This is a genomic window from Microbacterium sp. NPDC087589, from assembly GCF_044743635.1.
Classification (GTDB): Bacteria; Actinomycetota; Actinomycetes; order Actinomycetales; family Microbacteriaceae; genus Microbacterium.
The window spans coordinates 999,296-1,011,591 of sequence record NZ_JBIUWV010000001.1; the positions used below are offsets into that span (position 1 = coordinate 999,296).

A 12,296-nucleotide genomic window follows, 5' to 3' on the forward strand; every position below is an offset into this window, starting at 1 on the left:
ATTTCTGGGGAGAATCATGCTGAAGAAACTGGCTGCAATCAGCCTTACCGCTGGCGTACTCGTGCTCATGGCACCTGCTGTCGCCTCCGCCTCGCCGGCCGTTCAGACGGAGTCGGACTCGTATGCGGGCACCCCGCGGGTGACTGTCGATGATCCGATCATCGACATCTGCGAAGTGTCCACCGTCGTATTCGGCGCAGGTTACTTCCTGCCGTCCGAGAACGTCGGCGTGTCTGTCTCCGGCCTCAACGCCGGCGACTCCGTCATCTCGGGCAACACGGCGGCCGCCGACGGCAGCCTCGTGGTCACCTTCCGTCCGCCGTCGGACGGCGAGGGCTCCTATGCACTCGCCTTCAGCGGTTCGCGGTCGTACACGGCGACCATCACGGTCTCAGAGGGTCATGACTCCGCCGTGAGCTGCGACCACGACCCCGGCGTCGCGTCCGCAGGAACGGAGCTCCCGCTCACCGGCGGTGGGCTCGAGCTCGCGCTCACGGGCGGCAGCGTGTCGCCGTGGGTTCTCGGAGGTGGGGCAGCCGCGCTCGTGGCTGGTGGAGTGCTCGTCGCGACAGGTGTCACGCGCCGCAAGCGCGCCTAGGTCAGATTCCCGCCCTGCGGGAATCGACTGGACGACGGTGATCCCTCCCCCTCCGATCACCGTCGTCTGGTGAATCCGGTGATGCACCGGAGGCCCACGGCCACCACTTTCACTCTCAGGTGGTGGCCGTGGGCTCACTCATGTGCCGAGGTGGAATCGAACCACGGAATACCACCCGCGGCATCGCCGATCACGGTGTCGGTGTCGGGCTCTCCGTCGGGGGATGCAGCGACTGCTGGATCATCTCGTGGATGTGGCCGTAGTCGGGAGCATGCTCGTCGACACCGTTCTCGGGAGTGAGCTCGATCGTCGTGACGGTCTGCTCACGCGCTTTGGTCATCAGATCGAAGAACTCGGGGAGCTTGTCCTGAGGCAGATCGGTGCTGACCAACTCTGTTCCCGCCGAAGCCACCTCGTTGAACCGCGTGAGCACGGTCTGCGGCGTGAACTGGGCGAGAATCGCCTCCTGCAGTTCGCGCTGACGCTTCATGCGGTCCCAGTCGCTGGTCGTGTATCGCGACCGCGCATACCACTGCGCCGTGTCACCGTCCATGTGCTGCTGACCGACCTCGATCCAGCCGATCGCCCATGCATCCACGTCATACGGGTCCGTGCCCTCGGGCGGACCGCCCTTGGGCAGCCGCTCCGTCACGTTGATGTCCACGCCGCCGAGCGCGTCGACGAGAGCTGCGAAACCGTGCATGTCGACGAACACGTAGTACGGGATCTCGATCCCGAGAACACCCTCGGCCGCATCCTTGGTGGCCTCGATCCCCGCATCGGAACCATGCCCGGCCGCATCCGGATACAGGCCGGTGCCGTTGTCGTCGCGGCAGATCTCCGCGGCGTTGCGGACGTGGTTCATCCAGCCGTTCCATCCGCACGAGCTCGAGCTGTGCCCCTCGAAGCCGTTCGGGTACAGCGCCAGCATCGGGCTTCCTTCGCTGAAAGGCGCGTGAGGAAGCTCACGGGGAATGCCGGTGATCGTGACGGCACCGGTGGTCGCGTTCACCGAGACCACCGAAATGCTGTCGAACCTCATCGAGTCGCGGCCCTCACCGCTGTCGGCTCCCAGCAGCAGGATGTTGTAATACCCCTCGCTCGGCGGCAGACTCGGACCGCTCTGACCGAAGATCGTGTTGATCGTGCCTCGCGCGGTGCCGACATAGGACGCGGCGTATCCGGTGCCCGTTCCGACGAGACCGAGCAGGAGCAGGGCTACCAGAGGGATGGCGAATTTCGAGGGCCCTGGAACTCTGACCAGTCTGACGAGCCGCAGCACATCGAAGGTGAGCACCGCCCACAGTACGAGGTATGCGATCAGCAGCACTTGGACGAGTGTGAGGACGACCGCCGAGAACCATCCGCCGCCGACCGTGAGCCACAGCAGCACCGGCCGAGCGAAGAGAGCCAGCCCCGCGCCCACGATGACGAGGAACCATGCGAGCAGTGTCGCTCCGAGACCGATGCGCCCGAGCCGGCGATTGCCGGCGAGCACCTGAGCAGCACCGGGAACCAGCAGGTTCACCAGCACGAGCCACCAGCCGCGCTTGGTCATCATCCCTGCATCTGCGGTGTTCGGATGCCGCAGGGGGCGGGTCTCGATCAGCGGTCGCGCCGAACCTCGCGGCGGCGCAAGGGTCACAGGGACCCCTTCAGCCGTTCGTTCTTCTCCTCGACCTGCGCCTCGAGGTCGAGCGCATACGTCTCGATGCGATCGGCGAGGTCATCGTCGGAGGTGCCGAGAATACGCGCGGCGAGGATGCCTGCGTTGCGGGCTCCCGCGATCGACACCGTCGCGACCGGGATGCCTGCCGGCATCTGCACGATCGACAGGAGAGAGTCCATCCCGTCGAGGTAGGCGAGCGGCACGGGGACGCCGATGACCGGCAGCGCCGTCATCGAGGCGAGCATCCCGGGAAGATGTGCGGCCCCACCGGCGCCGGCGATGATCACTCGGATACCGCGACCGCGCGCTTCCCGCGCGTACTGCATGAGTTTGTCCGGGGTGCGGTGGGCCGAGACGACCTCGACCTCGTGTGGGATCGCGAAGTCCGTCAGCGACTGAGAGGCGTCGCTCATCACGCGCCAGTCGGAGTCGGATCCCATGACGACGCCGACGAGGGGCGCGGTGGAGGAGTGCAATGGCTCAGTCACCCACTCAGGCTACGGTCTGGTGCTGGGAGAACCCCCGAACGGCACACCCCTGGTCGCACCCTCAGTCGAAGTGGGCCGCTGCTGCACGGGCCACGTACACCGCATCGTCGAGATCGTCGGAGGTCACATTCACGTGTCCGACCTTGCGACCAGGACGCGGGGCCTTTCCGTAGGTGTGGATCTTGGCCGAAGGATGCGCCGCCATCGCTCCCGCGAAACGGTCGCCGAGCGAACCGCTCTTCGGTCCTCCGAGGATGTTCACCATCACGGACCACGCGGCCTGCGGTGCCGTGTCGCCGAGGGGCAGATCGGCGACCGCACGAAGGTGCTGCTCGAACTGCCCGGTGACGGCGCCGTCCTGGCTCCAGTGGCCGCTGTTGTGCGGGCGCATCGCGAGCTCGTTCACGAGAATCCGCTCATCATCGGTCTCGAAGAGCTCGACCGCGAGCATGCCGGTGACCCCGAGCCCCTCGGCGATCGACCGCCCGATCTCCTCGGCGACCTGGACGAGACGGTCGGTCGCATGCGGCGCCGGCGCGATCACCTCGGCGCACACGCCCTCACGCTGCACAGTCTCGACGACCGGATAGGCGACGATCTCGCCGCTGGGACGGCGGGCCACCTGCTGCGCGAGCTCTCGAACGAACCCGACCAGCTCCTCGACCAGCAGAGCCTCTCCGTCGGCGAGCCCGTCGAGCCAGTCCTGAGCTTCGCTCGCCGCTCGGACGACACGCACGCCCTTGCCGTCGTAACCACCGCGCGGCGTCTTCACGACACCCTGCCCCTCGTGCTCGTCGAGGAAGACCTGCAGCTCGGACGCATCGCGAACCGACGCCCAGTCGGGCTGGGGCACGCCGAGCTCTTCGAGCCGCGCCCGCATGAGGAGCTTGTCCTGGGCGAACTGCAGCGCATCGGGCCCGGGATGCACAGCGACGCCCTCGGCGACGAGAGTCCGCAGCACCTCCTGAGGGACATGCTCGTGGTCGAAGGTGACGACATCGACGTCCGCGACGAACGCGCGGACGACATCGAGGTCGTGATAGTCGCCGACCGCGGTCGCAGCGAGCTGCGCCGCCATCCCCTCATCCTCAGCGAGCACCCTCAGGTCGAGTCCGAGCTCGACCGCCGGAGCGATCATCATCCGAGCCAGCTGGCCTCCACCGATCACACCAACGCGCAGCGCCATGGGCCGCCTCCATTCGTCCTGACCATTCTCGCGCATCGGCACGCACGCAGTTCACTCGTCGCGCCGATGACGGCGAAGCGCTATCGAGCTCCGAACTCGGCTGTCCCGTCGTTCCCCGCCTGCGCATCTCGGTGCGCGAGGATCTGACTGACCTCGATCTGATCGGCGAGCGTCTCGTGCACGAGCGTCACATTCGGCACATTGGCGAGGCGCAGCGGCGCGTCGACCCCGTTGGAGAGGGTGATCGTGCCGACGCCCCAGATCCGCTGGATCACGCCGCGGCGGACGCCGATCGTGTAGCCGCGCGCATGCGACATCTCCTGTCTGTTGCGCGCACCGATGCCGCGGTTCACGATGACTCGCCGGGTGGTGAGCGTCACCGAACGCGAGTACCAGACGACCCAGGGCACGACCACCAGCAGGAAGACGATCGCCGCGGCTGCACTCAGCAGCATCCAGTTCTCGAAGGGAGCCGGGAGATTGTCATAGAAGAAGGTCGTGGCACCGAACACGGCGATCAGCACCAGCGCCGACCAGAAGAGTCTCCTGGCGTGTGCGCGGAATCGAGCGATGAGCAGCTCTTCGGCGGGCGCGCCCGGCGGTGGCATCGTCGGCCTTCCGCCGAGAGTCACGGGCTGAGTCACCCCTCCATTGTGCCCGCAACCACCGACATCGCCGCTCGCACGCCGGGCGTGTCAGACTCATGCCGGCCGGACGTGCACCACATCGCCCGCAGAGATAGGCCTCTCGGCACCCCCCGCCAGCACCAGGAGCCGACCGTCGGCGTCCAGTGCTGTGGCTGTTCCGACGAGCACGGAGTCCCCGGGAAGCGAGACCCTCACGCCGAGGCCGATCGTCGCGCAGCGCCCGCTCGCCGCGGCATGAAGGCCGCTCGAGACGGCATCACCGGCTGCGGCGAGATCGGCGACCAGCTCGTCGAGCGCGCGCAGATAGCTGGCGAGCAGCTCATCGGCATCGGCCTCGACGCCGAGCACGGCGAAGGACGTCGCAGTCGGCACCGGCAGCTGAGACTCCGTCATCGCCGTGTTCACGCCCGTTCCCACGATCACGGCATCCTGAGTCGCCTGTGCCAGGATCCCGCAGATCTTGCGACCGTCGACCAGCACATCGTTCGGCCATTTGACAGCCACCTCATGGTCCGGAAGCTGCTCGGCGATCGCATCCGCCATCGCCACCCCGGCCGCAAGAGGGATCCAGCCGCGCGCATCGGGCTGGGGCAGCCGCCGCAGCAGGACGGATACGGCGAGCGACGCGCCCGGCGCAGCCGTCCAGGAGCGACCGAGCCTGCCGTGACCCGCCGTCTGATTGTCGGTCAGGAGCACACTCAGGTGCGACATCGAGCGCGATTCGCGCGCGCGCTCGCTCAGGATCTCATTGGTAGAGCCCGCGTCGGTCAGCACCTCGAGATGCGAGGCGACCGCGGCAGTGAGGGGCAGGTCCATCGTCAGACCTCCTCTTCGTCGGCCTCTTCGTCGTCGTCGTCCTCGTCGGTGCGCACCGCCCCGATCTCGTGCGCCTGCCAGTGCTCCCACTCCTGCATCAGGCGTTCGATCGCGGCGTGGAACTTCTCGGTCGCCGCTCCCGGCGTCGTGTCGCCGAAGTAGTGCTGCACCCACATGCGCAGCCTGGCGATGGCCGCCTCATCGGCACGGACGCGTTCGACCTCGGCGACGATGTCGCCCGCGGCGTCCGCGCTGAGCCACTCGCAGTCCGACAGGTAGCCGTTGGTGTCGATCGACGCGCGCTCGTCTGCCGGTCGCGTGATCATCAGCGGCTTGCCGACGGCGAGGCGGTCGTAGACCATCGCCGAGATGTCGACGACTGCCACGTCGGCGGCGGCCAACTGCCATCCGAGTTCCGGCCCGTTGTCGTACACGTGCTGCGCAGCGGGGTCTGCGGCGTTGGCTGCGGCGATCGCCGCGATGATGCGACGGTGCGCTGCGCCGTACTCGCCGTCGATGACTCCGCTCCGAGGGTGCGGCCGGTAGATCACGCGGTGCCCGCGGGACGCGAGCAGCGTCTTGACCAGCGTCTCACCATGCGTGGCGATCGACCCGTAGTGCGCGCTCGGGCGGTCGCCTTCCCATGTCGGGGCGTAGAGCACGACCGTGCGCTCGTCGGGCAAGTACGGCAGCGTGCCCGAGTAGTGGTCGGCCTGCGGGCGGCCGATCTCGATCGTGCGCTGATCGATGTCCCAGTCCCAGAGCGTCCTCGACAACCGGTCACGCGCGGCTTGCCCGGCGACCAGCGCGTAGTCATACGCCTTGTACTGATTCGTGGTCATGTACATCTTGTCGGACTCGCCGTGGTTGATGAACACGTGCCAGCGTCTGCCGTAGCGGAACATCTGGAAGTTGCGTGTGTTCTGGTTCACATACAGGACGACACGGATGTCCTGCGACGAGATGAACCTCTCGAGGTCGCGGATCGTGGGAACGAATGCGACCGGCGGGCCATCCTCGTCGAGCAGCTTGTCTGCGCCGGTCGCCGACCGCGACAGCACGACGACCGGCCAGCGCTTGGACAGCTCGGCGAGCGGGCGGTACCACTGCCTCATCTGGTACATGTTCACGTCGCCGTCGGCGAAGTACACCGCCACCTGGTAGTGCTCCGGCTGGTGCGGTTCGTGTTCGGCGAGGCGACGTCGCACTCGCTGCACAGCCTTGCGGGAGGCGAGCGCCCGCTTCAGCAGACGGTAAGCCTTCTTCGCGTCGGACACTGCACCCATCCCTCCAGGATACCGAGTACGAGGGCGCAGGCCGACGGCCGCCTCCAGGGACCCCCGCTCCCGCGAATCAGCGAACGTCCGAGCAGTGCATGCCATGATCGTCATGTGCCCGACAACGACATCGCCGCCCCCGAGACCGGAGTGTCGTTCGTCATGCCCGTGCTCAACGAGCGCGCGTACCTCGAGCACGCGGTCGCCTCCGTGCTGACGCAGGAGCTGACGGTCCCTGCCGAACTCGTGCTCGCGCTCGGCCCGTCCACCGACGGCACGACAGAACTCGCTCAGCGCCTCGCCGAGGAAGATGACAGGATCCGGCTCGTCGACAACCCGGCCGCACACATCCCTGTCGGATTGAATGCGGCGATCCGGGCCAGCCGCTTCGCGACGATCGTCCGCGTCGACGCGCATTCCGAACTCGCCCCCGGCTATGCGGCGCTCGCGCTGCAGACTCTCGAGCGCACGGGCGCCGCCAACGTCGGCGGTGTCATGCGCGCCGACGGCCGCACGCCGTTCCAGACGTCGGTGGCGCGCCTCTACAACTCGCCGGTCGGTCTCGGTGGAGGCGCGTATCACGGTGGCACTCACGAGGGCGAAGCCGAATCCGCGTACCTCGGCGTCATGCGTCGGACGGTGCTCGAAGAGGTGGGGCTCTTCGATGAGTCGATCCGCCGTGGAGAGGATTGGGAGCTCAATCTCCGGATCCGTCAGGCAGGACACGTCGTCTGGTTCGACCCGAACCTCTCAGTGACCTACTGGCCACGCGAGAGCTGGCTGCGCCTCGCGCGTCAGTTCCGAGCGACCGGAGCATGGAGAGGCGAGCTCGTGCGCCGATACGGACGCCGCAACGGCATCCGCTTCTTCGCTCCCCCTGCCCTGGTGGGCCTCGTCGCCGTCGCTGTCGTCACCGGGATCCTGCAGCTCACCGGCGTCCTCACTGGAGTGCTCTCGCTCATCGTCTCGGCCGTCGTGTACCTGCCACTCGCGGCATACCTCTTGCTCGTGGTCGGCGTCGCCTGCCTACCAGGCGGGGGCGGTCTGCGTCAGAGGCTGTGGACACTGCTGGTGCTGCCCACCATGCACCTCTCCTGGGGCCTCGGGTTCCTCGGTGGCGTGCTGCGGGGTGCTCGCGGCACCCTCGATGCATCGCGTCTCGGCACCCGCAACACGCCACTCCCCTAGCGCACCGACGGCCGACCGCATCGACTCACCTGGCGACGTACCCCTGGTCGAGGATGCGTGCGACGACCCGCTCTGCCGAGTGCCCGTCGTCCCTCGGGTTGAACTGCGCCCGCCAGGCTCGATATCGCTCGGCGTAGACGCTCTCGTGTGCACCGTCGGCCAGCGCAGCGACGAGCTCATCCTGCGAGTGCACGAGCGGCCCCGGCGCGCGCGTGGCGAGATCGAAGTAGAACCCTCGTAGCTCTCCTCGGTAGTGATCGAGGTCGGGAACGAGGAAGAACATCGGTTTTCCCGTCACGCTGAAGTCGAACATGACCGACGAGTAGTCGGTGATCAGCACGTCGGCCGCGAGCAGGAGCTTCGAGGTCTCGGGGTACCCGGTGACATCGATGACGCGGGCGCCGGCTCGGTCGCGTCCGGTGTCGATCGTGCGAGAGTGCCCGCGCACCAGCACGACGGAGTCGGTCTGCCTCGCGAGTTCCTCGGGGTCGATGAAGTCGACCATCTCCGTCCGATCATCGCGCCATGTGGGTGCATACAGCAGCACCCGCTCGCCGTCGGCGATACCGAGGTCGGCGCGGATCGCAGCGGCATCACCGGTGACGAGGGCGTCGTTCCTCGGATACCCCTCGACCCAGATCGGCCGCCCCAGGAAGGCATATGCCTTGCGGAGAATGCGCTCTGAGTACGTGTTCTGCGCCAGGAGCACGTCCCAGCGGCGAGACTCCTTGACGACGGCCGCCATGCGACGAGGAGCGAAACCGGGTCGGTGCAGGGCGAGCCGCTTCAGCGGGGTGCCGTGCCAGGTCTGCAGCACCCTCTGACCCGGTTTGCGGACGAATCTGCGACGCAGCCAGTCGTTGACGATCAGCAGCCGCGACGACGCACGGGCCCGCCACCACTCCGGGCTGCCCTCTACGACCGCGATCGCCCCGTCCGGAACCGCCACGGACAGGTCGACGACGCTCCAGTAGCGCACGACGTCAGGCGCCTGTGCGACGAGAGCTCGGTCGATCGCCTGCGGGTTGCAGCCGACGGTGCGGCCGTAGAAGCTCTCGAAGAAGACGGCATTCTCGGTGGCCCCGGGGTGTGCGAGATAGCGCCCCTCGAGAGTCGCCTGGCCCTCGTTCGTCTCATAGGCGGGGTCGATCGGCGCCGCGATGCGCACTGTCGCGCCCTCGACGGCGATCCGCACGCCCGCCAGCACCTCCGCGGCGATGAGGAGATCACCGAACTCGGCATCCGCGATGCGCAGCTCGTAGTCCCCCGTGGGAAGCGGCAGCTCCGGGCCGCCCCACCGCGACGCGCGCAACGGGAACGTCGCCTTCCAGGTCTTGCCCCCGCCGGTGATCCGAGCATCGACACGGGCACGAGGCCCGACCAGCTCTGCCGTGGTCGGGCGCTGTCCGGCGCCTGCGATGACCAGCGTCTCTGCCGCCTCATCGATCCGGGCCGTGGTCATGCTGCTCCCTTCGGCGCGGGAATCCCCCGCGCACGGATTGTCTCGTAGACGCGCCGGGTGTTGCCTCCGTCGCGGAAGGCATGCATCTCCGCGCTGAGCGTACCCGAACGCTCAGACTGCGCGGCGAAGACGTCGTGATCGGCCAGCAGCGCCGACAGCCGCGGCAGCAGGGAGTCCCAGCTCGTCGGGGCGTCATCGCCCGCGACGTCCTCGAATCGTCCGTAGAAGCCGCGGGTGCGGGCATAGTCCTCGGCGTCCGGGGCGAGGAACAGCACGGGCATCCTCAGCAGGCCCACGTCGTAGGCGAGCGACGAATAGTCGGTGACGAGGACATCGACCGCCGGCAGCACGGGCGTGACATCGGACAGCACACCGGCGCCGAGCATCCTCACCCTCCTGCTGGGCAGCGGGGGCGCGTACCCGCCCTCGCCGAGCGGATGGGAGCGAACGAGCAGCACGGCGTCACTCTCTTCGAGCATTCGGATGATCCGCACCCACTGCACGGCCGTCGGAATCGCCGGGTCGTCGGCTCCGTCACGCCACGTCGGCGCATAGAGGATCGTCCGCGAATCGGTCGGCAGACCGTTGAGCACGCGATCCAGAATGTCGGATGCCTTCGTTCGGCGCTCGACCGGATCACCTGATGACAGCACGTCGACACGCGGCTCGCCGGTGACCACGACTCGGCCGTCACCGAGCGCGAACGCCGACTCGAGACGCCCTCTCGATCGGTGCGATGCGGCCGGCAGGACTCGGATCCGCTGAGCGGCACGCCGGTAGAGGATGCCGATGAGGCGGCGCAGCACCGGGGCGCCGGGGATGTTCGGCACCTGTGTGGTCGCGGGTGAATCGAGTCCGATGCGCTTGAGGGGGATCCCATGCCACAGCTGCACGACGAAAGCACCGGACACCGCATAGCGGTTCACGTCGCCGAGGCCGTGCGTGACCACGACAACGCGAGCCCGCGCCGTCGCCCACCACCCTCGCAGGCTTCCCTTGCGCATCGTACGGAGACCGAGCGCCGCGGCGTCGCTGTCCTCCCGATCGGAGGATGTGAGCCATACGGTGTCATGGCCCTCCGCCGCGGCGAGGCGCTGCAGGGCGAGAGCGCCGTCTCCGATGCCGGCGCCGCACCCGAACACCCACCGAGCACCGCGCGGGATGACGAGCGTGCCGAATCGCCCGGCGAGGTAGAGAGGTATCCGAAGCAGCTTGGCCGCATTGCCGGAGCCGAAAGAGAAGGACGCCACCCCGCGAGCCTATCGCGGGGTGGCGTCCTTCTCGGTGAGCCGGATCGCTCGAGTCAGCCGGCGAGCTCGCCCAGGGTGACGTCGATCTCGTATTCCTTGCCTCCGCGGATGTACGTGACCTTCGCCTCGCTGCCCGCTGCTGCTGCGCGGACCTGCGCCGTGAGGTCGCTGGCGCTCGTGATGGGCACTCCGTTGAAGGCGGTCACCACATCGTCGGCCTTCAGTCCGCCGGCAGCGGCAGCGCCGCCTCCGGTGACATCGGCGATATATGCACCCGAGACATCGGCGTTCTCGACGCTGGCCGCGTCTCGGACCGACGCGCCGAGCAGGCCGTGGCTGGCTGCGCCGTTCGCGATGATCTCCTCCGACACACGCTGGGCGATGTTCGCGGGGATCGCGAACCCGATCCCGATCGACCCCGACTCCTCGGAGCTCCCGGAGCTCGCGATCGCGACGTTGATGCCGATCAGCTCGCCCTTGGCGTTCACGAGCGCACCACCGGAGTTCCCGTGGTTGATAGCGGCGTCCGTCTGGATCACCGCGATCGAGATCGACTCGGACGTCTGCTGCGACCTGTTGCCCGGCAGATCGAACTGGAACGGCCCCTCGCCCTCTTCGGGGGTCTCCTGCTGGTCCTGCGGAGCGTCCTCCGACGTCGAATCGGGCAGAGCCGACGACGCGATCTGGATGCTGCGGTTCAGCGCGCTGACGATGCCGGTCGTGACCGAGTTCGACAGACCGAGCGGCGCGCCCAGTGCCACCGCGGTGTCACCGACGTTGAGCTTCGACGAGTCGGTGAAGTCGATCGGCGTGAGATCCGTCGCGTCCTCGAGCTTGATCACGGCGAGGTCGTAGATCGGGTCCGTCCCGACGATGGTCGCCGAGAAGATGCGACCGTCCGAGGTGGTGACCCGGATCGTCGGATCAGCCACGGCGCCGCCCAGAGTCACCACGTGGGTGTTCGTGAGCACGTAGCCGTCGTCATCGATGATGACGCCCGAACCACTGCCGCCCTGATCGGAGCCGGCCACCTCGATGGTGACGACCGACGGGAGCGCCGCGGTCGCGACGGCGGTCGTCTCGTTGACGGACCCTGGGTTGTTGACCGTGATGGTGTCGGGACCCTGTGCCACGCCCGTGGACCCCTGATTCGAGATCCCGTTGAGAATCGCTCCACCGCCGAACCCGGCGACGCCGCCGACGAGGGCGGCCGCGAGCACGATCGCGGCGAACTTCACTCCTGCGCGGGGCTTCGTCTCCTTGACCTTCGAGGAGCCGTCGACCGGCTGGCCGGGCTCGGCTCCCGTGTGGAGGCCGAACGCCGCACCGGGGGACGACGCGGTCGGCCCTCCGAAGGGCGCCTGGTGCGGTCCCGGCTGGTGCTGTCCTGCCTGGTGTCCTGGGGCTCCGAAGAAGGGCTGGGGCACAGTCGGGGCGGCGGGCGCCACCGGGGCGGTCGGAGCCTCGAATGCCGGAGCGGCCGACGACGCGAACGACGAGGGCACGTAGTGTCCCCGGTGCGGTCCCGGCGCGGTGCCCACGCCGGGGGTCTCAGCGGCGGCATTCGTCGTCGAACGGTCGACGCCCTCTGCTGCCTCGGTGGACGGCGCTGCGTCGTTCGACGCAGGTGCCGAGTGGTCCTGGGTGCTGTCTTCGTTCATGGTGTGTGCTCCTTCAACAACGCCCTCTTAGAGTGACGCCTGTATCTGTGCGTT

At 68.0% G+C, this 12,296-nt stretch carries 11 protein-coding genes; 2 read left to right on the plus strand and 9 right to left on the minus strand.

Going from position 1 to position 12,296, the window contains the following annotated elements; all coding sequences use genetic code 11:
- Positions 1–16: 16 nt before the first annotated feature.
- Positions 17–598, plus strand: a complete 582-nt coding sequence (locus tag ACIOU8_RS04960) for a hypothetical protein (RefSeq protein ID WP_400786436.1) — start codon at positions 17–19, stop codon at positions 596–598.
- Positions 599–788: 190 nt separating this feature from the next.
- Here the strand turns inward: ACIOU8_RS04960 and ACIOU8_RS04965 are convergent, their stop codons facing one another.
- From ACIOU8_RS04965 to ACIOU8_RS04990, 6 genes are all read right to left on the minus strand, one after another.
- A complete protein-coding gene (locus ACIOU8_RS04965) occupies positions 789–2,243 on the minus strand; it encodes an LCP family protein (protein WP_400786438.1) in 1,455 nt (484 codons plus the stop codon).
- Positions 2,240–2,707 (minus strand): 5-(carboxyamino)imidazole ribonucleotide mutase, encoded by a 468-nt coding sequence (purE, locus tag ACIOU8_RS04970; RefSeq protein ID WP_400786892.1) that lies wholly within the window; start codon positions 2,705–2,707, stop codon positions 2,240–2,242. Before purE ends, ACIOU8_RS04965 begins: the two co-directional genes overlap by 4 nt.
- A gap of 109 nt (positions 2,708–2,816) precedes the next feature.
- Positions 2,817–3,941, minus strand: a complete 1,125-nt coding sequence (locus ACIOU8_RS04975) for a 5-(carboxyamino)imidazole ribonucleotide synthase (protein WP_400786440.1) — start codon at positions 3,939–3,941, stop codon at positions 2,817–2,819.
- A gap of 80 nt (positions 3,942–4,021) precedes the next feature.
- A complete protein-coding gene (locus tag ACIOU8_RS04980) occupies positions 4,022–4,585 on the minus strand; it encodes a PH domain-containing protein (RefSeq protein WP_400786443.1) in 564 nt (187 codons plus the stop codon).
- Positions 4,586–4,642: 57 nt separating this feature from the next.
- Positions 4,643–5,404: a biotin--[acetyl-CoA-carboxylase] ligase gene (locus ACIOU8_RS04985; protein ID WP_400786445.1), complete on the minus strand. Its 762-nt coding sequence runs from the start codon at positions 5,402–5,404 to the stop codon at positions 4,643–4,645.
- 2 nt (positions 5,405–5,406) lie between these two features.
- Positions 5,407–6,690 carry a CDP-glycerol glycerophosphotransferase family protein gene (locus ACIOU8_RS04990; protein WP_400786448.1) on the minus strand — a complete coding sequence of 428 codons (1,284 nt, stop codon included), beginning with the start codon at positions 6,688–6,690 and terminating at the stop codon, positions 5,407–5,409.
- A gap of 153 nt (positions 6,691–6,843) precedes the next feature.
- Between ACIOU8_RS04990 and ACIOU8_RS04995 the strand changes: the two genes are divergently transcribed.
- Entirely contained in the window at positions 6,844–7,869 is a 1,026-nt protein-coding gene (locus ACIOU8_RS04995) for a glycosyltransferase family 2 protein (RefSeq protein WP_400786894.1), read from the plus strand.
- A gap of 25 nt (positions 7,870–7,894) precedes the next feature.
- Here ACIOU8_RS04995 and ACIOU8_RS05000 read toward each other — a convergent pair whose 3' ends face one another.
- Genes ACIOU8_RS05000 through ACIOU8_RS05010 form a run of 3 tightly spaced genes read right to left on the minus strand, consistent with a single transcriptional unit; the run spans position 7,895 to position 12,242 of the window.
- A complete protein-coding gene (locus ACIOU8_RS05000) occupies positions 7,895–9,331 on the minus strand; it encodes a CDP-glycerol glycerophosphotransferase family protein (RefSeq protein ID WP_400786451.1) in 1,437 nt (478 codons plus the stop codon).
- Positions 9,328–10,581 (minus strand): CDP-glycerol glycerophosphotransferase family protein, encoded by a 1,254-nt coding sequence (locus ACIOU8_RS05005; protein WP_400786454.1) that lies wholly within the window; start codon positions 10,579–10,581, stop codon positions 9,328–9,330. Before ACIOU8_RS05005 ends, ACIOU8_RS05000 begins: the two co-directional genes overlap by 4 nt.
- 53 nt (positions 10,582–10,634) lie before the next feature.
- Entirely contained in the window at positions 10,635–12,242 is a 1,608-nt protein-coding gene (locus ACIOU8_RS05010; RefSeq protein ID WP_400786456.1) for a S1C family serine protease, read from the minus strand.
- Between the last annotated feature and the right edge of the window lie 54 nt (positions 12,243–12,296).

Bases quoted from the DNA above. Each gene is read 5' to 3' on its own strand.
- ACIOU8_RS04985 (WP_400786445.1), bottom strand. From the start codon at position 5,404: ATGGACCTGCCCCTCACTGCCGCGGTCGCCTCGCATCTCGAGGTGCTG.
- ACIOU8_RS04960 (WP_400786436.1), top strand. From the start codon at position 17: ATGCTGAAGAAACTGGCTGCAATCAGCCTTACCGCTGGCGTACTCGTG.
- ACIOU8_RS05010 (WP_400786456.1), bottom strand. From the start codon at position 12,242: ATGAACGAAGACAGCACCCAGGACCACTCGGCACCTGCGTCGAACGAC.
- ACIOU8_RS04995 (WP_400786894.1), top strand. From the start codon at position 6,844: ATGCCCGTGCTCAACGAGCGCGCGTACCTCGAGCACGCGGTCGCCTCC.
- ACIOU8_RS04975 (WP_400786440.1), bottom strand. From the start codon at position 3,941: ATGGCGCTGCGCGTTGGTGTGATCGGTGGAGGCCAGCTGGCTCGGATG.
- ACIOU8_RS04990 (WP_400786448.1), bottom strand. From the start codon at position 6,690: ATGGGTGCAGTGTCCGACGCGAAGAAGGCTTACCGTCTGCTGAAGCGG.
- ACIOU8_RS05000 (WP_400786451.1), bottom strand. From the start codon at position 9,331: ATGACCACGGCCCGGATCGATGAGGCGGCAGAGACGCTGGTCATCGCA.
- purE (WP_400786892.1), bottom strand. From the start codon at position 2,707: ATGGGATCCGACTCCGACTGGCGCGTGATGAGCGACGCCTCTCAGTCG.